Annotated in this window: 17 protein-coding genes; 8 read left to right on the forward strand and 9 right to left on the reverse strand. The window is 72.1% G+C overall.

The features are described from left to right. Nucleotides 1-300 precede the first annotated feature (300 nt). Together hemB and ACFWA7_RS16660 are read left to right on the forward strand one after the other, a co-directional pair. Nucleotides 301-1287 (forward strand): porphobilinogen synthase, encoded by a 987-nt coding sequence (gene hemB, locus ACFWA7_RS16655; protein WP_385546687.1) that lies wholly within the window; start codon nucleotides 301-303, stop codon nucleotides 1285-1287. A gap of 21 nt (nucleotides 1288-1308) precedes the next feature. Continuing rightward, complete coding sequence (locus ACFWA7_RS16660) at nucleotides 1309-2286, forward strand: molybdopterin-dependent oxidoreductase (RefSeq protein ID WP_385823560.1); 978 nt, start codon at nucleotides 1309-1311, stop codon at nucleotides 2284-2286. Here ACFWA7_RS16660 and ACFWA7_RS16665 read toward each other — a convergent pair. Further along, a complete protein-coding gene (locus ACFWA7_RS16665) occupies nucleotides 2261-3178 on the reverse strand; it encodes a hypothetical protein (protein WP_385823562.1) in 918 nt (305 codons plus the stop codon). The genes ACFWA7_RS16660 and ACFWA7_RS16665 overlap by 26 nt on opposite strands. A gap of 214 nt (nucleotides 3179-3392) precedes the next feature. On the opposite strand from ACFWA7_RS16665, the gene ACFWA7_RS16670 reads away from it, so the two are divergent. Continuing rightward, nucleotides 3393-4601, forward strand: a complete 1209-nt coding sequence (locus ACFWA7_RS16670; protein WP_385546696.1) for a PLP-dependent aminotransferase family protein — start codon at nucleotides 3393-3395, stop codon at nucleotides 4599-4601. A 9-nt stretch (nucleotides 4602-4610) separates the two neighbouring features. Here the strand turns inward: ACFWA7_RS16670 and ACFWA7_RS16675 are convergent, their stop codons facing one another. Then, a complete protein-coding gene (locus tag ACFWA7_RS16675) occupies nucleotides 4611-5354 on the reverse strand; it encodes a DUF4232 domain-containing protein (RefSeq protein WP_385823564.1) in 744 nt (247 codons plus the stop codon). A 340-nt stretch (nucleotides 5355-5694) separates the two neighbouring features. Here ACFWA7_RS16675 and ACFWA7_RS16680 point away from each other — a divergent pair, with 340 nt between their 5' ends. Further along, a complete protein-coding gene (locus ACFWA7_RS16680) occupies nucleotides 5695-7104 on the forward strand; it encodes a helix-turn-helix domain-containing protein (RefSeq protein ID WP_385823566.1) in 1410 nt (469 codons plus the stop codon). Nucleotides 7105-7126: 22 nt separating this feature from the next. Here ACFWA7_RS16680 and argS read toward each other — a convergent pair whose 3' ends face one another. Next, nucleotides 7127-8890: an arginine--tRNA ligase gene (gene argS / locus ACFWA7_RS16685; RefSeq protein ID WP_385823568.1), complete on the reverse strand. Its 1764-nt coding sequence runs from the start codon at nucleotides 8888-8890 to the stop codon at nucleotides 7127-7129. A gap of 191 nt (nucleotides 8891-9081) precedes the next feature. Here argS and lysS point away from each other — a divergent pair, with 191 nt between their 5' ends. Then, nucleotides 9082-10818 (forward strand): lysine--tRNA ligase, encoded by a 1737-nt coding sequence (gene lysS / locus ACFWA7_RS16690; RefSeq protein ID WP_385823570.1) that lies wholly within the window; start codon nucleotides 9082-9084, stop codon nucleotides 10816-10818. A 119-nt stretch (nucleotides 10819-10937) separates the two neighbouring features. Here the strand turns inward: lysS and ACFWA7_RS16695 are convergent, their stop codons facing one another. The 3 genes from ACFWA7_RS16695 to ACFWA7_RS16705 form a co-directional block, all read right to left on the reverse strand. Continuing rightward, nucleotides 10938-12230, reverse strand: coding sequence for a DUF2637 domain-containing protein (locus ACFWA7_RS16695; RefSeq protein WP_385823572.1), 1293 nt, complete (start codon nucleotides 12228-12230; stop codon nucleotides 10938-10940). A gap of 133 nt (nucleotides 12231-12363) precedes the next feature. Then, a complete protein-coding gene (locus ACFWA7_RS16700; protein WP_385823574.1) occupies nucleotides 12364-13116 on the reverse strand; it encodes a DUF3558 family protein in 753 nt (250 codons plus the stop codon). A gap of 71 nt (nucleotides 13117-13187) precedes the next feature. Then, nucleotides 13188-14168, reverse strand: a complete 981-nt coding sequence (locus ACFWA7_RS16705; protein ID WP_385823576.1) for a DUF3558 domain-containing protein — start codon at nucleotides 14166-14168, stop codon at nucleotides 13188-13190. A 235-nt stretch (nucleotides 14169-14403) separates the two neighbouring features. Between ACFWA7_RS16705 and ACFWA7_RS16710 the strand changes: the two genes are divergently transcribed. Then, on the forward strand, nucleotides 14404-15597 hold the full coding sequence (locus ACFWA7_RS16710) for an RtcB family protein (RefSeq protein WP_385823578.1): 1194 nt from the start codon (nucleotides 14404-14406) through the stop codon (nucleotides 15595-15597). A gap of 52 nt (nucleotides 15598-15649) precedes the next feature. Here ACFWA7_RS16710 and ACFWA7_RS16715 read toward each other — a convergent pair whose 3' ends face one another. Continuing rightward, the gene (locus ACFWA7_RS16715) at nucleotides 15650-16414 is read right to left on the reverse strand and encodes an SDR family NAD(P)-dependent oxidoreductase (RefSeq protein WP_385546722.1); all 765 of its coding nucleotides are present in this window, start codon (nucleotides 16412-16414) and stop codon (nucleotides 15650-15652) included. Between the two features lie 128 nt (nucleotides 16415-16542). Next, a complete protein-coding gene (locus ACFWA7_RS16720) occupies nucleotides 16543-16878 on the reverse strand; it encodes a YnfA family protein (protein WP_385823580.1) in 336 nt (111 codons plus the stop codon). Nucleotides 16879-17038: 160 nt separating this feature from the next. Between ACFWA7_RS16720 and ACFWA7_RS16725 the strand changes: the two genes are divergently transcribed. Continuing rightward, nucleotides 17039-17710, forward strand: a complete 672-nt coding sequence (locus tag ACFWA7_RS16725) for a hypothetical protein (protein WP_385823582.1) — start codon at nucleotides 17039-17041, stop codon at nucleotides 17708-17710. A 72-nt stretch (nucleotides 17711-17782) separates the two neighbouring features. On the opposite strand, the gene ACFWA7_RS16730 is transcribed toward ACFWA7_RS16725, so the two are convergent. After that, a complete protein-coding gene (locus ACFWA7_RS16730; RefSeq protein ID WP_385823584.1) occupies nucleotides 17783-19303 on the reverse strand; it encodes an FAD-dependent monooxygenase in 1521 nt (506 codons plus the stop codon). Nucleotides 19304-19404: 101 nt separating this feature from the next. On the opposite strand from ACFWA7_RS16730, the gene ACFWA7_RS16735 reads away from it, so the two are divergent. Continuing rightward, nucleotides 19405-19983, forward strand: a complete 579-nt coding sequence (locus ACFWA7_RS16735; protein ID WP_385546735.1) for a TetR family transcriptional regulator — start codon at nucleotides 19405-19407, stop codon at nucleotides 19981-19983. The last annotated feature ends 74 nt before the right edge of the window (nucleotides 19984-20057 follow it).

A 20057-nucleotide genomic window follows, 5' to 3' on the forward strand; every position in this document is an offset into this window, starting at 1 on the left:
CTGTGGCTGCTCGCGCAGTTCCCCGCGCCCCTAAGGGCAGAAGGGGCGCGGCCGAATTCAGCCCCGGCGGCGGGAAATTCAGCCCCTGGGGGTCCCCCTGGACGAAGTCCTTGGGGGAGTTTGAGGAGCGGGGTCCGGGGCGGAGCCCCGAAAGCGGGGTGCAGGGGCCGCAGGCCCCGCGACGGGGTCCGGGGGCGTAGCCCCCGGGAAACGAGCCCCACCACCCACCCACCCCCGGAGGGTTTCGGGAAGGGGCGGGGTGGGGCATAACCCCCCGGCCCACCGGCGTAGCGTAGGCGCATGACCTACGGATCCTTCCCCGGCGCCCGCCCCCGGCGGCTCCGCACCACGCCCGCCATGCGCCGCATGGTCGCCGAGACCCGGCTGCACCCCGCCGACCTGATCCTCCCCGCCTTCGTGCGCGAGGGCATCACGGAACCCGTCCCCATCCTGGCCATGCCCGGCGTCGTCCAGCACACGCTCGACACCCTGCGCAAGGCCGCCGTGGAGGCCGTGGAGGCCGGGGTCGCCGGGATCATGCTCTTCGGTGTGCCGGTGGACGAGAAGAAGGACGCCGCCGGGACCGCCGGCACCGACCCGGACGGGATCCTCCAGGTCGCCATCCGGGCCGTGAAGGCGGAGGTCGGGGACGACCTCGTCGTCATGTCCGACCTCTGCCTCGACGAGTACACCGACCACGGCCACTGCGGTGTCCTCGACGCCGACGGGCGCGTCGACAACGACGCCACCCTGGAGCGGTACGCCGAGATGGCCCAGGTCCAGGCCGACGCGGGCGTCCACGTCGTCGGCCCCAGCGGCATGATGGACGGTCAGGTCGGCGTCGTCCGTGATGCCTTGGACCAGACCGGCCACGAGGACGTCTCCATCCTCGCCTACACCGCGAAGTACTCCTCCGCCTTCTACGGGCCCTTCCGCGAGGCCGTCGGCTCCTCCCTCCGGGGGGACCGGAAGACGTATCAGCAGGACCCCGCCAACGTCCGCGAGTCCCTGCGCGAGCTCGCGCTCGACCTCGACGAGGGCGCCGACATGGTCATGGTGAAGCCCGCGGGCCCCTACCTCGACGTCCTCGCCAAGGTCGCCGAGTCCGTGGACGTACCCGTCGCCGCGTACCAGATCAGCGGTGAGTACGCGATGGTCGAGGCCGCCGCCGAGAAGGGCTGGATCGACCGCGACAAGGCGATCCTGGAGACTCTGACGGGAATCAAGCGGGCCGGTGCCAACTTGATCCTCACGTACTGGGCGACGGAGGTCGCCCGCGGACTGTAGGCATACGCGACGGGGCGGGCAATGGCGGAACAGGCGTTGGACGTACGGGACTTCGACGACGTCCCCGACTTCATCACTCCCGTCGGGAACGTTTTCGTACGGGCCCATCTCGGGGTCCCGGAGGTCGACACCGACTCCTGGACCCTGTCCGTCGAAGGGCTTGTCGAGCGGCCGTTCCGGCTGCGGCTCGACGAAGTCCTCGCCCTGCCCGCCCGCCGGTTCACCGCCTTCCACGAGTGCTTCGGCAACCCCTTCAAGCCGGACGTGCCGACCCGGGCCGTGGCCAATCTGGTGTGGACCGGGTTCGACCTCTCCGCCCTCCTCGACCGGGCCGTGCCGCTCGCCTCCGCGCGGCACGTCTGGTTCGAGGGCGCGGACACCGGCTCGTTCGACGGCGAGGACGGGCTCTCGTACGTGAAGGACCTGCCCCTGGAGACCGCCCGGCGGGACGTCTTCCTCGCGTACGAGATGAACGGCGAGCCCCTCACCGCCCGGCACGGGCACCCGCTGCGGGCCGTCGTGCCCCGGATGTTCGGAACGAACTCGGTGAAGTGGCTGACCCGGATCATCCTGGCCGACGAACGGCCGGACCACATGTTCACCACGCGCTTCTACACCCGCGTCCACCCCGGCGAGCAGACCGCCCGCCCCGTCCGCTCCGTGGACGTCGGCAGCAAGATCCTGAGCCCTCAGGAAGGCGATCAACTGCCCGGTGGGTACGTGGAGTTGGCCGGGCGGGCCTGGAGTGTCGGCGAAGTCGTCTCCGTCGAGGTCAGTGTCGACGACGGGGCCTGGCGGCCCGCCGTCCTCGAACCCCTCGGGGCCGACCCCGCCTGGCAGCCCTTCACTCTCGCCCTGCGGCTCCCGCCCGGCCGCCACCGCATCCGCGCCCGCGCCACCGACCGCGACGGGCGCGTCCAGCCGCCGCCCGGTGTCCGCAACTCGGTCCACGAGGTCACGGTCACCGTCACGGTCAGCGGCGGGGGAGGGGGAGCGTGACCGGCCGTCCGGACGGGTGGCCGGTGCGCGGGCTCAGCTCCGTCACCGCGAGCGTGATCGTGGTGGACGCGTAGAGGTACGTGCCCCCCGGGTGCACCGCGACCCCGGTGCAGTGCGGGACCGTGAAGCCCGCCAGTCGCTCGGGCGCGGTGTCCGGGGCGAGGAGGCCGTCGGGGGAGAGGGCGGTCCGGTAGAGCGCTCCCGTCTCCCGTTCGGCGAAGTAGACGCAGCCGGCCTCCGGGTGGACCGCGAGCGGGCCCGGGCCCGGCAGCACCTGCCGGGTCAGCGACGGCCCGTCGGAGTCCGCCCGGCCGTCCGCGCGCAGCGCGAAGACGTTCAGGGCGTGCCCCCGGGGATCGCTGACGTAGAGGTGGGTGCCGGCTGGGTGGACGGCCAGGCCCTTGTGGAGGGGGGCCGTGCCGCGTACCCAGAGCGTCGTCGTGGCGCCGTCGTCCGGTCTGCCGTCCGGGCCCAGCGGTACGCACGAGACGGCCGCCTTCTCGTCCCGGTTGGCGACGTAGAGGAGCGGCAGGGACGGGTGCGCCGCCACCGTGCCGTCGGGGCTTGCCCCGGTCGGCGTGAACACCTGCCAGCCGACGCCGCGCGAGGGCCGGCCGGTCGCGTCCAGGACGTGCCACAGCAGGCGTTCGCCCGCCGGGTCGGTGACGTACAGGCGGGCTCCCGCGCCGTCCGCCGCCAGCCCGTACGGCCGCACCCCCGGGGTCCACTCGGCCGGGGCCTCCGGGCGCCCGTCCTCGCCCAGCGGGACGCGCAGGATGCCGTGCGGCTCACCCACGTACAGCCATGTCCCCTCGGGGTGGACGTGGAGCACCGCCCGGACGGGGCCGTCCCCGTCCTCCCCCGCGCCCCACTGGTCCTGGTCCCGGCCCACTGGCACTCCCGCCGTCGTCGTCTCGCCGCGCCTGTCGTCACAGAGCTAACGAGCCCGGCGACCGGCCGGGGTGCAGCCGCGCGGCCGGGTCACCCGGGCGGGCTCAGGGCGCGGCGGCCGGACCAATGGACGGACAGGCATATGTAGGCGGCACCGATATGCGTACGCTGCCGGTTAGTTGGACGTCCTATGAAACGACTGGGGGGCCAGAACCATGTCCGTCGCCGCTGCTGTTCCCGCCGCCGCACCACCCGCCCTCGCCGCGCGCGCCGCGTCCGTGGGCTCCTCGCCCGTACGGGAGATCCTGGCGCTCACCGCGCGGCCCGAGGTCATCTCGTTCGCGGGAGGGCTGCCCGCGCCGGAGCTGTTCGACGTGGCGGGCATGCGCGCGGCGTTCGACGCCGTGCTCGCGGACGAGGGCCGGGCGGCGCTGCAGTACTCGACGACCGAGGGCGACCCGGGGCTGCGGGCGGCCACCGCCGCGCGGCTCACCGGGCGCGGACTGGACACCGGGGCCGGGCAGTTGCTCGTCACCACCGGATCGCAGCAGGGCCTCACCCTGCTCGCGGCGGCGCTCGTCGAGCCCGGGGACACCGTCCTGGTCGAGGATCCGTGCTACCTCGCCGCGCTGCAGGTCTTCGGGTTCGCGGGCGCCCGGATCGTCGCCGTGCCCTCGGACGAGGACGGCCCCGACCCCGTGGCCCTCGACGAACTCGTCGCCCGGGAGCGGCCGAAGCTCTTCTACTCGGTGCCCACCTTCCAGAACCCGACCGGGCGCACCATGACCGCCGAGCGGCGCCGCGCCGTCGCCGAGGTCGCCGTCCGGCGCGGGCTCTGGGTGGTCGAGGACGACCCGTACGGGGATCTGCGCTACGAGGGCGAGAGCGTGCCGTGGATCTCGTCGTACGAGGGCGCCGCCGACCGGACCGTCCTGCTCGGCAGCTACTCGAAGATCATGGCGCCGGGGCTGCGGCTCGGCTGGCTGCGGGCGCCCGAGGCGCTGCTGCGGGCCTGCGCCGTCGCCAAGCAGGCCGCCGATCTGCACACCCCGACCGTCAACCAGCTGGCCGCCGCCCGCTATCTGGCCGACCGGGACCTGGACGCGCACGTCGCCAAGGTCCGGGCGGCCTACGGCGAGCGCCGGGACGCCATGCTCGCCGGGCTCGCGGACGCGCTGCCCGAGGGCTCCTCGTGGAACCGGCCCGAGGGCGGCATGTTCCTGTGGGCCACGCTGCCGCCGGGCAGCGACGCGACCGCCTCCCTGAAGGAGGCGGTCGCTCATGACGTGGCGTACGTTCCCGGCGCGCCCTTCTTCGCCGGCCCACCCGACCCGGCCGCGCTGCGGCTGTGCTTCGTCACCTCGGCGCCGGACGAGATCGCGGAGGGGCTGCGGCGGCTGGGACGGGCGCTGCGGCGGGGCTGACCGGGCCGGCTACCAGGCGCTGATCGCGCTCATGTCCGACTGCCAGTAGGTGGCCATGGCCTGGGCGTCGACGACGCCGACCGGCTTGGGCAGCGAGGCGTAGGCCGAGCGGCCGACGGACTCCATGCCGACCGCACCGCGGAAGTACACGACGACCTGGCTGGTCATGTACGGGTCGGTGCCGTCGGACTCGCCCTGGGTGCGCACCATCGCGTACGTGGACTGGCCCGGGGCGAGCGTGACCACCGCCTGCGGGATGGTGTCCTTGTCGACCGGGATCGGCGACTGGGCGTTGGAGAACTTGATCGCCGGGGCGTCGTAGGCGTTGCAGGTCGTCTTGCCGGTGTTGGTCGCGGTCAGCAGGATGTGGTTGATCGGGCGGGAGATCGGGGTCGCGGTCAGCTTCATGTTGGAGCCGGTGCAGGTGACGCGCTTGGACGAGCCCGACCCCGACTGGCCGCCCGACTGCTTGCCGTTCGACTTGGCGGGCTTGGCCGTGCTGTGGCCGCCGGTGGTCGAACCGGACCCGCCGGAGGTGCCGCCCGTGCCGCCCGTCGTGCCGGCCGAGTCGCCGCCGGTCGAGGAGCCCTGGGCGCCGCCGTCCGTGCCGGAGGAGGCGGGCGCCGAGGCGGACGGCTGCGACGCCGCCTTGTCCGACGCCTTCGAACCGGAGTCGCTGCCGCAGGCGCTGAGGGACAGCGCGGCGATGAGGGCGGTGGTCGCGGCGGCGGTGATGCGGAGGTTGGTACGCATGGTGGATCGAACTCCCCGTTGGTCGGTGCGTGAGTGGTACGTGAGTGGGTGGGTCAGGTGTGAAGGCTGAGGACCAGCGCGATGACCGTGACCACCGAGGTGGCCAGCATCGCGGCGGCCATCGAGTCCGCCAGGTTGACCCGGATGCGGAATCGCATTGCCTGCTCCCCGGTGGTGCCGGTGTGGCTGGTTGCTGCACCTACCTTGCGGGCCGGTCGGCGGCGATCGCAATCAGCAGGGGACAATGGGGGAAGCTGGAACGCGGGAACATGCTCTGACCTGGGGAAACTGCCTTCCCCTGGAACGCGTTCCCGGGACGGACAGGGGAGGGAAACGGCTCGTGGCTACGGCTGAGTCCGAGGATTTCGCGGCGCTGCTCAGGGAGTTGAAGGACCGTTCGGGACGGAGTTACGGCGTCCTGGCGGGCAAGCTCCATGTGAGTACGTCGACGCTCCACCGGTACTGCAACGGTGACGCCGTGCCCAATGAGTACGCCCCCGTCGACCGGCTGGCCCGGCTCTGCGGGGCGACCCGGGAGGAGTCGGTCGAGCTCCACCGCCGCTGGATCCTGGCGGACGAGGCACGCAGGCGCGCGCGGGCGGGGAACGGGACGGCGACGACTTCGGGTTCGGGTTCGGGTTCGAGTGAGGTGCCCCCGGCGGCTGCGCCCGCCCCGGTCGCCGAAGCGCGTACGGACACGGTCCCGGCGGCCGCCACGGAGCCCGCCGCCGAGGCGGCCCCCGAACCGGACCCCGCGCCCGAGCCCGGTCCCGCCCCCGGCTCCGCCCACGAACCCGAAGTCGTCGCCGTGCGGGCCGACCCGGGCGCCCCGCGCCGTACCGGCCGTATGAGCAGGCGCACCCGGCTCGGCCTCATCGCCGCCGGGGTCGTCGTCGCGCTCGGCGTGCCCGCCGTGGCCGTCGCGACCCTGAACGGCGGGGCGGGGGACGGCAAGGGCGCCAAGAGCGAGACCGTCGCCGACGACAAGGCGAGCGGGGACACCGCGCCGAAGGCCACGCCTCCCAAGTCGCCCTCGCCGGACGCCTCCTCGCCGAGCCCGTCAGGATCCGCGTCCGCGTCCGGCACTCCGTCCTCGGAGCCGCCGTCGCCCTCGCGCACGCCCGTCACCGGCACGCCCGTGAGCGTCGGCGTCAGCTCGTACCAGTGGGACGGGCCGTGCGGGAAGTTCTATCTGCTCGACCAGAAGCCGGAAGCGGTGCCGCCGTCCACCCCGCTGGACAGCCGCACCTGGGCGCGGACGCTGGGCGCGGTCGACGGCGGGCACCTCATGCTGCAGCTCACCGCGACCGGAAAGTCGCAGGAGTCGGTCGTCATCAACGCCCTTCACGTACGGGTCGTCGAGCGCAGGGCACCGCTCGACTGGAACGCGTACTCGATGGGATCGGGGTGCGGGGGCGCGATCGTCCCGCAGTCCTTCGACATCGACCTGGACAAGTCCCAGCCGCTCGCCAAGCCCGTCGCCGGCCAGCAGGGCGACGCGAAGGTGCCCGCCGGGGACTTCCCGTACAAGGTGTCCACGACGGACCCGCAGGTGCTCAACCTCGATGTGCACACCGACGCGCACGACGTGACCTGGTACCTGGAGGTGGAGTGGAGCAGCGGCGACCGCTCCGGCAAGCTCAAGGTCTACGACACCGGCGGCAAGCCGTTCCACAGCAGCGCCATCAAGGGCCGCCCGGCGTACGAGTACCGGACGGACACCGACGTGTGGGAGCGGCTCATCACCTGAGCCGCTCCCCGCACGGGGTTGATCAGAGGCGCTCGGGCGTCCGGATGCCGAGCAGGGCCATGCCCTGGTGGAGCGTCCGGGCGGTCAGGTCGCAGAGGAGCAGCCGGTTCTCCACGACATCCTGCGCCGGGCGCGGCTTGATGACCGGGCACTGGTCGTAGAACGTCGTGAACAGCGAAGCCAGCTGGTACAGGTACGCGGCCAGCTTGTGCGGCGCGTACTCCGCCGTCGCCTCCGCGAGCAGCTCGCCGAACGCGTCCAGGTGCAGACCGAGGGCCCGCTCCGCCGGGGCGAGTCCGAGCTCCGGGTGGGCGGCGGGCCGCGCGTCGCCGGCCTTGCGCAGGATCGACTTGATACGGGCGTACGCGTACTGGAGGTAGACGGACGTGTCGCCGTTCAGCGACACCATCTGGTCCAGGTCGAACTTGTAGTCCCGGTTCGCCGACGTCGACAGGTCCGCGTACTTCACGGCGCCGATCCCGACGTACCGCCCGTTCTCGACGATCTCCTCCTCGGTCAGGCCCACCTTCTCGGCCTTCTCGCGCACGACCGCCGTGGCCCGCTCGACGGCCTCGTCGAGGAGGTCCTCCAGCTTGACCGTGGCGCCCTCACGCGTCTTGAACGGCTTGCCGTCCGCGCCGAGCACCGTGCCGTAGCCCATGTTGTGCGCGGTGACGTCGTCGCCGAGCCAGCCCGCCCGGCGGGCAGCCTCGAAGACCATCTTGAAGTGCAGCGACTGGCGGACGTCCACGACGTAGATCAGCGTCGTGGCCTCCAGGTCGGTGACGCGGTTGCGGATCGCGGAGAGGTCGCTCGCCGCGTAGCCGAAGCCGCCGTCCGCCTTCTGCACGATCAGCGGCACCGGCTGGTCGTCCTTGCCGCGGATCTCGTCGAAGAAGACCACGAGCGCGCCCTCGGAGCGCACGGCGACCCCGGACTCCTCCAGGAGCCGCGCCGTCTCCGGCATCAGGTCGTTGTACGCGGACTCGCCGACGATCTCCTCGTCCCGGACGGCCATGTCCAGCTTCTCGAAGACCGAGTAGAAGTAGACCTTCGACTCGTCCACGAACTGCTGCCACAGCTCCAGGGTCTCCTTGTCGCCCGACTGGAGGGCGACGACCCGCTTGCGGGCCCGCTCCTTGAACTCCTCGTCGGAGTCGAAGACCGCACGCGACGCCTTGTACACCCGGTTCAGATTGCTCATCGCCTGCTCGCCGTCGACGTCGGCCGCGGGGGCCAGCTCGCCGGGGTTCTCGATCAGGTACTGGATGAGCATGCCGAACTGGGTGCCCCAGTCGCCGATGTGGTGCCGGCCGATCGTCTTCTCGCCGGTGAAGTCGAGCATGCCGCGCAGCGCGTCGCCGATGACCGCCGAGCGCAGATGGCCGACGTGCATCTCCTTCGCCACGTTCGGCTGGGCGTAGTCGACGATCGTGACGCCCGGGTTCTCCTTCAGCGGCACGCCGAGCCGGTCGTCGGCGGCGCGCGCGGCCAGCGTCCGCGTGATCGCCTCGTCGGTGAGCGTGATGTTGAGGAAGCCGGGGCCCGAGACCTCGACGTCCTTCAGGAGGTCACCGGCGTCGAGCACACCGGTGACCTTCGTCGCCAGCTCGCGCGGGTTGCCCTTGAGCTTCTTGGCGAGCGCCAGGATGCCGTTGGCCTGGAAGTCGGCCCGGTCGCTTCGTCGCAGCAGCGGGTCGGTGGAGCCGGCCTCCGGCAGGGCTGCCGAGAGGGCGTCCGCCAGGCGCTGCTGGACAGTGGAAGCGAGGGAAGGGACCGAAGCCATGGGTTCCGTTTCCTGTCGGTTGGCCGCTCATATCCGGATCTGCTCCGGGATGCGGGCGGGATGCGTTCAAGCCGATTCTCCCACGCGGGCGTCTTCCGTTTCTCCGGGAAAACCGCGCAACCCCGGAGGTGGTGGTTCCGTCTGGGACAATGGGCGGGCCAGCCCCTTCAAGGCGTACGAGAAAGAAGGACGTGCCGACCGTGGCTCAGAGCAGCACCGAGACCGACTGGGTCTCCCGTTTCGCGGACGAGGTCATTGCCGACTCGGAGCGTCGTGCGCCTGGCAAACCGGTCGTCGTCGCGTCCGGTCTCTCCCCCTCCGGGCCCATTCACCTGGGCAACCTCCGCGAGGTCATGACCCCGCACCTGGTCGCCGACGAGGTCCGCCGGCGCGGGTACGAGGTCCGCCACCTGATCTCCTGGGACGACTACGACCGGTACCGCAAGGTGCCGAACGGCATCCCCGGCATCGACGACTCGTGGGCCGAGCACATCGGCCGCCCGCTCACCTCGGTCCCGGCCCCGGCCGGCTCGGCGTACCCGAACTGGGCCGAGCACTTCAAGGCCGCGATGACCGAGGCCCTGGCCGAGCTCGGCGTCGAGTACGACGGGATCAGCCAGACCGAGCAGTACACCTCCGGCGCCTACCGCGAGCAGGTCCTGCACGCGATGAGGCACCGCGGCGACATCGACGCGATCCTGGAGCAGTACCGCACCAAGAAGGCCCCCGCCAAGAAGGGCCAGAAGCCGGTCGACGAGGCCGAGCTGGAGGCAGCCGAGGGCTCCGGCGCCGCAGCCGAGGACGACGGCACGGGCAGCGCGGGCTACTTCCCGTACAAGCCCTACTGCGGCGGCTGCAACAAGGACCTCACCACGGTGAGCGCCTACGACGACGAGAGCACCGAGCTCACCTACACCTGCTCGGCGTGCGGCTTCTCCGAGACCGTCCGGCTCAACGAGTTCAACCGCGGCAAGCTGGTCTGGAAGGTCGACTGGCCGATGCGCTGGGCGTACGAGGGCGTGATCTTCGAGCCGTCCGGCGTCGACCACTCGTCCCCGGGCTCCTCGTTCCAGGTCGGCGGCCAGATCGTGTCGATCTTCGGCGGCGAGCAGCCGATCGGTCCGATGTACGCGTTCGTCGGCATCAGCGGCATGGCCAAGATGTCCTCCTCCAAGGGCGGCGTGCCGACCCCGGCCGACGCGCTGAAGATCATGGAGCCGCAGCTGCTGCGCTGGCTGTACGCGCGCCGCAAGCCCAACCAGTCGTTCAAGATCGCCTTCGACCAGGAGATCCAGCGGCTCTACGACGAGTGGGACAAGCTGGAGGCCAAGGTCGCCGACGGCACGGTCCTGCCCGCCGACGCCGCCGCCTACGCGCGCGCCGCCCGCACCGCCGCCGGTGAGCTGCCGCGCACCCCGCGCCCCATGGCGTACCGCACGCTCGCCTCGGTCGTCGACATCACCGCCGGCCACGACGAGCAGACCATCCGCATCCTCAGCGACCTGGACCCGGCGAACCCGCTGTCCTCCCTCGACGAGGTGCGGCCGCGGCTCGACAGGGCCGAGGCGTGGATCAACACGCAGGTCCCCGCCGACCAGCGGACCGTGGTGCGCGAGGAGCCCGACACCGAGCTGCTCGGCTCGCTCGACGACCAGGCCCGCGAGTCGCTGCGGCTGCTCGTGGACGGCCTCGACGACCACCGGTCGCTCGACGGCCTGACCCACCTGGTCTACGGCGTGCCGAAGGTCCAGGCCGGGTTCTCCCCGGACGCCACCCCCAAGGAGCTGCCGCCGGAGATCAAGACCGCCCAGCGGACGTTCTTCGCGCTCCTGTACCACCTGCTGGTCGGCCGTGACACCGGCCCGCGCCTGCCCACGCTGCTGCTCGCCGTGGGCGCGGACCGGGTGCGCAAGCTGCTGGCGGCGTAGCCGTCACACGTGAGAGGGGCCCGGGGCTTTCGCCCGGGGCCCCTCTTGCCATAAGGGGCGCGGGGAACTGCGCGAGCAAGCCGGCACGGCCCGCAGACAAAGCCCCCACAGCCCCGCGGCTACGCGATGTGGTCCGCCTCCAGCTCCGCGTGGTAGCGCTGCTTGAACTCCGGCATGAGGCGGCGCAGCAGGGCCGCGCCGCGCGGATGCGTCGCGCCGTGCCCGTCCGCGAGGTGTATCTCCAGAGCCTCGACGGTCGGATAGTCGTTGAGCTCGTTCACGTAGTCGACGAAGACCTTGTACGCCATGTCCGCGAACGCCATGTCCTCCGGCGCCGGCTCCTCGGCGTGCGCCACCGGCCCCGTGTTCGGCGCATGCTGCATCTGCCGCATCTGCTGCTCGGGCGCGTTGCCCAGCGGGCGGGTGCGGCCCGGGCCCGCCGGGACCATCACCGGGGTGGGCTCCAGACCCTCGACGTACTGGGGGTCGTACGTGCCCTCGTACGCCTCCTGGGACAGCTGCTGCGCCGCGAACCAGGGGCTCTCGTCGGGGACGGCCGCCTGCGGCCCCGGCTGGGGCTGCGGGGCCTGCTGCTCCTGGGCGTACTCCGGCCGGGGCGCGGGCACCGGCTGGGGCTGGGGTGCGGGTGCCGCCGGGAGCTCGACCGGCTGCGGGGTCGCGCTCACCACGGGGGTCACCGGCGGGGCCGTGGGCAGCAGCGTCGGCTCGATGCCGGCCGCGGCGAGGCCCGCGGGGCCGGTGTCGGCCAGCGGCACGCCGAACTTGGCCAGGCGCAGCGGCATCAGCGACTCGACGGGGGCCTTGCGGCGCCAGGCGCGGCCGTAGCGGGCCTGGAGGCGGGCGCGGTAGACGAGGCGGTCCTGTTCGAGCTTGATGACCTGCTCGTAGGAGCGCAGTTCCCACAGCTTCATGCGGCGCCAGAGGCGGAAGGTGGGGATGGGGGAGAGGAGCCAGCGGGTGAGGCGGACGCCTTCCATGTGTTTGTCGGCGGTGATGTCGGCGATGCGGCCCACGGCGTGGCGGGCGGCTTCGACGGCGACGACGAACAGGACCGGGATCACCGCGTGCATACCGACGCCGAGCGGGTCGGGCCAGGCGGCCGCGCCGTTGAAGGCGATCGTGGCGGCCGTCAGCAGCCAGGCGGTCTGGCGCAGGAGCGGGAAGGGGATGCGGATCCAGGTCAGCAGCAGGTCGAGCGCGAGGAGCACACAGATACCCGCGTCGATGCCGATCGGGAAGACGACGGAGAAGTTCCCGAAACCTTTCTTCTCCGCGAGCGCGCGCACCGCCGCGTAAGAACCCGCGAACCCGATCCCGGCAATGACCACCGCACCCGCGACCACCACCCCGATGAGTATGCGATGCGTGCGCGTCAGCTGCGTCGCGGCCACCCGCGATCCCCCTCCGTCGTGTACAACCGGCGCGCAAAGCCTGGCACATGGATACGGAGTCCTGCCCACAGGGGAGGGCAGGACTCCGTATCGAGCCCGGCTCGTTACCGGTTGCTGCTGTAACCGGCTGCCGCTACTGCTTGCCGCCGTTGGCGGCGACGACCGAGGCCACCGCCTCCTTGGCCGCGCTCTGCGCGTCCTTCATCAGATCACCGGCGTCCGGCGCGTCCGCGCCCTGGTAGCCCGCACCGTTGTGGTCGAGCACCACCACCGCGTTCGCCGTCCGGGCCACGATCACCGCGTACTTGAAGTCCTCGTCCGTCTTGTGCAGGTCGTAGCTGACCGCCGTCGCCTCGTCGCCGATGCCGCTGACCGGCGCCGTCTTCACGTTCTTGGCGCCGTCCGCCGCCTTCGTCGAGGCGAGCAGGCGGGCGTACTCCTTCGCCGCGCGCTGGTCGCCGCCGCCGATCGCCGCGTCCGAGCCGTACCGCTTGAACGAGACGTCCAGCCAGCGGTACTGCGAGCCCTTCACACCCTTGTCGTCCAGACCGTTCCACGAGCAGGTGCCCTGCGCGGCCACGTCCGTCGACTTGCCCGCCGTACCCGACTTCGACTTCGCCTTCGGCACCAGATCGTCGATCGTCTTCTCCGACAGCGCCTTGCACGGGTCGGGCAGCTTGGCGTACTTGGCCGGGGCGACGGACGGCGACGAGGACTGCTTGCCGCTCGGCGTGGCGGCCGACGACGACGACCCCGAGTCCTTCTTCTTCTCGCCGCCGGAGTCCGACGAGCAGCCCACGGCGACGAGCATCACGGGGACGGCGGCGCAGGCGAGCACACGGGCGAGCCGCGTGCGCGGGGCGGTGGCGGGGGCGGGTCGGTGCATGGTTCTACGCGTTCCTTCGCTGGTCGCTGCTGGCTGGTCGCTCATGGGGTCGCTCAGATGGCCCGGCGCGCTCACTCGCCGAAGAGCTCGGCGAGCTTGGCGGCCAGGGCCTGGGTCTTCTCCTGGAGTTCCTGGCTGTCGGGGGCGGAGTCGTTCGGGGAGCTGGGCTGCTCCGTGTACTCGACGGTCACGATCACATTGGACGTACGGAAGACGACGGTGACGGTACGGCGCTGGGCGGCCGATCCGCTCGCCGTCAGCGTGTCGTCCAGATACGCGGCGTCGCCGAGCCCGGTGAGGATACGCGGCCGGAGCTCGTCGGGGGCGGTGGCGGGCGGGCCGGAGGAGACCGGGGGGGAGGGGGTCGGCGTGGCAGAGGTCGGCGTGGCCGGGGAGGCGGCCTGGTTCTGGACGCGCAGCCCGGCGGAGGGCTTGCCGGAGGGCGTCGCGGAGGGCTTTGTGGAGGGCTTTGTGGAGGGGGCCCCGCTGGGGGTCCCCGGCCTGCCGCTGCCGCCGCTGCCGCCGCTGCCGCTGCCGCCGCTGCCGCTGCCGCTGCCGCCGCTGCCGCTGCCGCTGCCGCCGGTCCGGGGGGCGTCCTTGCCGCCGTCCTTCGGGGCGGGCAGCTTGGCGGCCGACTCCTTCTTCCCATAGACGGCCTTCGCCCGGTCGTCGTCGCTGATGGCGGGGTCGTACGACACGACCCGCTCGAAGTCGACGAACAGCCGGCGCGCCCCGTCCGGCGCCTCGTCCTTCCAGCGGCAGCCCACCCGCCGGTCCGTGTCGTACGTGAGCTCGGCGGACCCCGCGTACGCCTTGGCCTTCTGGTCGTCCGGCAGCTCGGCGGCGCCCGGCAGCACGTCCTTGAGGACGCCCTTGTTCACGGCCCGGCACGGCTCGGGCAGTGTGCGGTACCGGCCGGGCGGCGCGGCGGCCGCCTTGGGCACGCCCGCCTTGGAGTCCGTGGCGGTGCCGTCGGTGCCGGAGCCCGAGGAGCAGCCCGCGACGAGCGCCACGAGGAGCGCCACACCGGGCACGTACGCCTTTCGCTGCACGGTTCCCAGGCTCCCTTCAGAGGAAATGCGGTTGCCGCCGGAAGGCGGCGGCTGGACACAATGTCTATCGCACGCGCTGCCGTGAACGCCGGTCCACTGTCCCGTTTGTGGTCTTTGGCGACGGTTTTTGCGCACCAGGCGCATGATGGCGCAAAGGAATGTTTCGGGAAAACCAGTCAAATCACCCAACTGGGGTGACTGTGGAGACTCGGGAGACTCGGGGGAACGAGGAATTATGTCGTACGTAGAGGTACCGGGCGCGCAGGTCCCCATCCGGATGTGGGCGGACCCGGCGACGGTCGAGGACGGCGCGATGCAGCAGCTGCGCAACGTCGCCACCCTGCCGTGGATCAAGGGCCTGGCCGTGATGCCGGACGTCCACTACGGCAAGGGCGCGACGGTGGGCTCGGTCATCGCCATGCATGGCGCGGTCTGCCCGGCGGCGGTCGGCGTCGACATCGGCTGCGGCATGTCCGCGGTCAGGACGTCCCTGACCGCGAACGACCTCCCGGGCGACCTCTCCCGCCTCCGCTCCAAGATCGAACAGGCCATCCCGGTGGGGCGGGGGATGCACGACTCCGCAGTGGACCCGTCCCGCTTCTTCGGCTTCGCCACGGCGGGCTGGGAGGACTTCTGGGGGCGGTTCGAGGGGGTGGCGGATGCGGTCAAGTTCCGCCAGGAGCGGGCGGTCAGGCAAATGGGGACGCTTGGCGCGGGAAATCATTTTTGGGAAATGTGCCTCGATTCGGACAATTCGGTCTGGATCATGCTGCACTCCGGATCCCGGAACATCGGCAAGGAGCTGGCCGACTTCCACATCGGCGAGGCACAGAAGCTCCCGCACAACCAGGGTCTCGTTGACCGCGACCTGGCGGTGTTCATCGCGGACACCCCGCAGATGGCGGCGTACCGGAACGATCTCTTCTGGGCGCAGGAGTACGCGAAGTACAACCGTGCGATCATGATGGCGCTCTCGCAGGACGTGGTCCGCCGTGAGTTCCAGAAGGCCAAGGTGACCTTCGGCGAGGTCATTTCCTGCCACCACAACTACGTGGCGGAGGAGCGGTACGACGGCATGGACCTGCTGGTCACCCGGAAGGGCGCGATCCGTGCCGGATCCGGGGACTACGGGATCATCCCGGGCTCGATGGGCACCGGCTCGTACATCGTGAAGGGCCTCGGCAACGCGGCGTCCTTCAACTCCGCCTCGCACGGCGCCGGCCGCAAGATGAGCCGGAACGCGGCGAAGCGGAAGTTCACGACCCGCGACCTGGAGGAGCAGACGCGGGGTGTGGAGTGCCGCAAGGACTCCGGCGTCGTGGACGAGATCCCGGGCGCGTACAAGCCGATCGAGAAGGTCATCGACCAGCAGCGGGACCTGGTGGAGGTCGTGGCCAAGCTGAAGCAGGTCGTGTGCGTGAAGGGCTGAACGGGTCGTCGGGCAGTGGCCCGACGACCCTCTCCGCCGTGGTGCCCGCGGGCTACAGCTCGCGGTGGACCTTGGTGTTGGAGGCCTGGGCTCGGGGGCGGACCACCAGGAGGTCGATGTTGACGTGCGGGGGGCGGGTGACCGCCCAGGTGATCGTTTCCGCCACGTCGTCGGCCGTCAGGGGCTCCGCCACGCCCGCGTAGACCTTCGCGGCCTTCTCGTCGTCGCCGCGGAAGCGGGTCGTGGCGAACTCCTCCGTCCTCACCATGCCGGGCGCGATCTCGATCACGCGGACCGGGCGGCCCACGATCTCCAGGCGCAGGGTCTCGGCGATGACCCGGGCGCCGTTCTTCGCGGCGACATAGCCCGCGCCGCCCTCGTACGTGGCGTGGCCCGCCGTCGACGAGAGGACGACCACCGTGCCGTCGCCGGACGCGTCGAGCGCGGGGAGCAGGGCCTGGGTGACGTTGAGCGTGCCGATGACGTTCGTCTCGTACATCTGGCGCCAGTCGGCCGGGTCGCCGGTGGCGACGGGGTCGGCGCCGAGCGCGCCGCCCGCGTTGTTGACGAGGACGCCGATGGTGCGGAAGGCGCCCGCGAAGGCGTCCACGGCCGCGCGGTCGGTGACGTCGAGGGCGTACGCCGTGGCCTGGTGGCCCGCCTCGTTGATCTCGGCGGCCAGCGCCTCGATGCGGTCCTTGCGGCGCGCGGTGAGCACCACGCGGTAGCCGGCGGCGGCCAGTTGCCGCGCGGTGGCGGCGCCGATACCGCTGCTCGCGCCCGTGACGACGGCGATGGGGGTCCCGGTGGCGGTCATGGCGTACTCCTCGCGCGAATGATCGGAATGCGGTCAGGATAGGCCGGGCGTGGTGAGGGGCTGGGGGGCGGGGCGGGCGTCGGGGTCCCCGGTTGGCAGGGTGGTCGCCGGGCGCGGGCGTGCTGTCCTCAGTGGCCGCGCGGGGCGTACACGATGACCGCCATCCCGGCCAGGCAGACCAGCGCGCCGGTGATGTCCCAGCGGTCCGGGCGATAGCCGTCGGCGACCATGCCCCAGGCCAGCGAGCCCGCGACGAACACCCCGCCGTACGCGGCCAGGATCCGGCCGAACTCGGCGTCCGGCTGGAGGGTCGCCACGAATCCGTACACGCCGAGCGCGATCACCCCCGCGCCGATCCAGATCCAGCCCCGGTGCTCCCTGACGCCCTGCCAGACGAGCCAGGCCCCGCCGATCTCGAAGACGGCGGCGAGGAGGAACAGGAGCACGGAGCGGGCGACGAGCATGGGGACAGAGTCGCACGCACCGGGGTGGCAACCCGGGAATATAAGCCGCTAAAGGTATCTTTCGGGCATGGTTGGAATGCGTGTGTTGCGTGTGTTGCGTGGGATGAGTGGGGTGAGTGGGATGAGTCGGATTCGTGGGGGGTTGAAGCGGTTCACGGGGGTGTCTGGGCTCGCCGTGGGGGCCGCCGCCGTGCTGGTGGCGGTTTGCGGGCCGTCGGCCGGGGTGGCCCATGGCGGCGCCGCGCACAGTGGTGTGGGCGATCCCCTGGGGCGCGCGGGTGTCGGGGGCCGGCCCGCGCCCGCGCCCGGTGCGGCGCTGGGTGGTACGGATGCGGCCGACGGCCTCGGTGGTCGCGGTGCCAGTGGAGTCCCGGAGGCTTCGGACCCGGGTGCCGTCGCACCGGCCGCACCGGCCGCGGCTTCGGACCCGGGTGCCGTCGCACCTGCCGCCGAGGCCGATCTCGCCTACCACGGGCACGTCTCCCTCTGGGGCGGGCGCGTCGGTGTGTGGGTCGAGCCGTCGAACCACGGGCCCGCCGCCGTCCCGGACGCCACCGTGCGGCTGCGGTTCTCCGCGCCGCTCTCCGGTGCCGAGCAGCTGCCGCCGGGGTGCCTGCGAGGCAGTCCGGAGACCGTGCTCTGCTCCACGGGTGCGATGCGGGCCGCCGGGGCGGGGCGGGAGATCGCGCTGGACCTGCGTGTCGCGGGCAGCCCGGCCGAGGTCGTCGTGAACATCAACACCTCCTGGAGCGGTGGCGCGGGCGACCGCAACCCGGACAACAACACGCACCGGGTGCTGGCGCCTGCCACGGGGGACAAGTACGCGTACTGACTGAGCGACTTTCTCGGGGCTGCCGGGCGGGCACCTGGGCGAGCCCCTGAGGCCGCTCCCGCGAGTGGATCTTTACGCCTGCCCCGCCGCGACGGCTCCCCGCTCGCCCGCCCAGTGGCGCAGGGCCTCTTCGAGGGCGGCGTCGTCCGGGGTCTCGCTCGCCCATGCCACATGGCCGTCGGGGCGGACCAGGAGCGTGGTGCGACGGGCGCCGTTCCAGTGGGCCCGTATGAGCCGCCGCGCGGACGCCTCGGCCGCGGGTGTCGCCGCCGCGTGTCCGTCCTCGGGCGTCACCAGTACGAACTGGCCCTCACGCAGCAGCTCGTACAGGCGGCCCTCCGACAGCGCCAGGTCCGGGACGCGCGTCCCCGTGAGGCGGTGGGCGCCGCGCCGTGCCGGGTAGGCGATCCCGATGCCGCTGATCCGGCCCATCGTCTTGTCCCGCGCGGGGCGCACCCCGTTCAGGAGGCGGGCCACGAGGGAACGGGCCGTGCGTTGCACGGGGTTGTGCGCCATGGCGAGCCGGACGATCGCGCCGCTGGTGCGCAGCACCGCCGCGCCGACGGGGTGCCGCTCCGCGTGGTAGCTGTCGAGCAGCGCCTCGGGGTCGGCGGTATCGCCGCGCAGTACGGCGGCGAGCTTCCAGGACAGGTTGGCGGCGTCCTGGATGCCGGTGTTGAGGCCCTGTCCCCCTGCGGGGGAGTGACAGTGTGCGGCGTCGCCAGCGAGGAAGACGCGGCCCGTCCGGTACCGGGGGACCTGGCGCTCGTCGCTGTGGAAGCGCGAGAGCCAGCGGGCGTCGTGCATTCCGTAGTCCGTGCCCAGGGCCTGGCGGGTGATCTCGCGGACGTCGTCGAGGTCGATCGGGGCGCTGTCGGGGACCTGGTGTTTCCTGTTCCACCCCATCACCCGGTAGTAGCCGTCGCCGAAGGGGACGACGAAGGCGAACGCCTCGTCCGAGCCCGCCACGCTGAGCGATCCGCCGGGCTCCTCGGCGAGCTTCACATCCGCCAGCACGATGGACCGGATCACCGAGGTGCCGGGGAACGGCAGGTCCAGGGCGTGGCGCACGGCGCTGCGCAGGCCGTCGGCGCCGACGAGGTAGCGGGCGCGGAGGCGGGAGTCGGCGTCGCCGCCGCCCTCCTCGGCTCCCCTCACCTCGGCGGTCACCCCGTCGCCGTCCTGCCGCAGTCCCAGCAGCTCCGTCTCGTGGCGGAACTCCACCCCCGCCTCGCGCGCCCGGCGTTCGAGGAGGTGCTCCACCTCGTACTGCGGTGTCACCAGTAGATACGGGAAGCGCGAACGCAGGCGGTTCAGGTCGAGGGAGAGGCGGCGGAACAGGCTCATCCGGTCGACCGTCGTGCCGGTGTCGACCAGCTCGTCCGCCAGGCCCCGGGCGTCGAGCAGCTCCAGCGTGCGGGCGTGGACACCGAAGGCCCGCGTCATCGTGCTGGTGCCGCGCGGGCGGCGCTCTATGAGCGTGACGCTCAGGCCCGCCGCCGCGAGGTCCCCCGCGAGCAGCAGGCCGGTCGGGCCCGCGCCCGCGACGAGAACATCGGCGGTGCCGGCAGGGGCGGCGGTGGTGCCGTTCATAACGACCTCCTCGGTGCCAACGCTTGTTGGTCAACGCTTGTTGGCAAATGTAGAGCCGCCTGGTCTGGCGTGTCAACACCTGTTGGCCTACATTTGTTGGCATGATGACCGACGCCCCCACCGCCGGGCCCCGCCGCTCCGACGCCACCAAGGCCGCGATCCTCGAAGCCGCCCGCGAGCGCTTCGCGGCCGACGGGTACGAGCGTGCGACCATCCGGGCCATAGCGCGTGACGCGGGCATCGACCCGTCGATGGTGATGCGCTATTACGGGAACAAGGAGGGCCTGTTCGCCGCCGCCTCCGAACTCGACCTGCGCTTCCCGGACCTGGGCGCACTGCCGGACAAGCACATCGGAGCCGCCCTCGTCACCCACTTCCTCGACCGGTGGGAGGGCGACGACGTGCTGACCGCGATGCTGCGCGTCGGCGTCACCAACGCGGCCGGGGCCGAGCGGATGCGGGCCGTCCTCGGCGACCAGCTGGGGCCGGTCGCGGCCGGGATCTGCCCCGACCCCGCCGACGCGCCGCGCCGCGCGGCCCTGGCCGCCTCGCAGATCCTCGGGATGGCGCTCGCGCGGTATGTGCTGAAGTTCCCGCCCGTCGTGGAGATGACCCGCGAGGAGGTGATCGCCTGGCTCGCGCCGACCGTGCAGCGCTATCTCACGGCAGAGGCACCCTGACCCGTAGCGTCAGGACGGACGGTAGGCGCCGCGCCCCGGCTCGGGCGTACACGCACCATCGCCCCCTGGGCAGT

The sequence above is a fragment of the Streptomyces sp. NPDC059994 genome (assembly GCF_042737755.1).
Taxonomy (GTDB): domain Bacteria; phylum Actinomycetota; class Actinomycetes; order Streptomycetales; family Streptomycetaceae; genus Streptomyces.

Bases quoted from the DNA above. Each gene is read 5' to 3' on its own strand.
- argS (WP_385823568.1), bottom strand. From the start codon at position 8,890: ATGGCTTCGGTCCCTTCCCTCGCTTCCACTGTCCAGCAGCGCCTGGCG.
- ACFWA7_RS16735 (WP_385546735.1), top strand. From the start codon at position 19,405: ATGATGACCGACGCCCCCACCGCCGGGCCCCGCCGCTCCGACGCCACC.
- ACFWA7_RS16660 (WP_385823560.1), top strand. From the start codon at position 1,309: ATGGCGGAACAGGCGTTGGACGTACGGGACTTCGACGACGTCCCCGAC.
- ACFWA7_RS16700 (WP_385823574.1), bottom strand. From the start codon at position 13,116: ATGCACCGACCCGCCCCCGCCACCGCCCCGCGCACGCGGCTCGCCCGT.
- hemB (WP_385546687.1), top strand. From the start codon at position 301: ATGACCTACGGATCCTTCCCCGGCGCCCGCCCCCGGCGGCTCCGCACC.
- ACFWA7_RS16730 (WP_385823584.1), bottom strand. From the start codon at position 19,303: ATGAACGGCACCACCGCCGCCCCTGCCGGCACCGCCGATGTTCTCGTC.
- ACFWA7_RS16670 (WP_385546696.1), top strand. From the start codon at position 3,393: ATGTCCGTCGCCGCTGCTGTTCCCGCCGCCGCACCACCCGCCCTCGCC.
- ACFWA7_RS16710 (WP_385823578.1), top strand. From the start codon at position 14,404: ATGTCGTACGTAGAGGTACCGGGCGCGCAGGTCCCCATCCGGATGTGG.
- ACFWA7_RS16675 (WP_385823564.1), bottom strand. From the start codon at position 5,354: ATGCGTACCAACCTCCGCATCACCGCCGCCGCGACCACCGCCCTCATC.
- ACFWA7_RS16715 (WP_385546722.1), bottom strand. From the start codon at position 16,414: ATGACCGCCACCGGGACCCCCATCGCCGTCGTCACGGGCGCGAGCAGC.
- ACFWA7_RS16720 (WP_385823580.1), bottom strand. From the start codon at position 16,878: ATGCTCGTCGCCCGCTCCGTGCTCCTGTTCCTCCTCGCCGCCGTCTTC.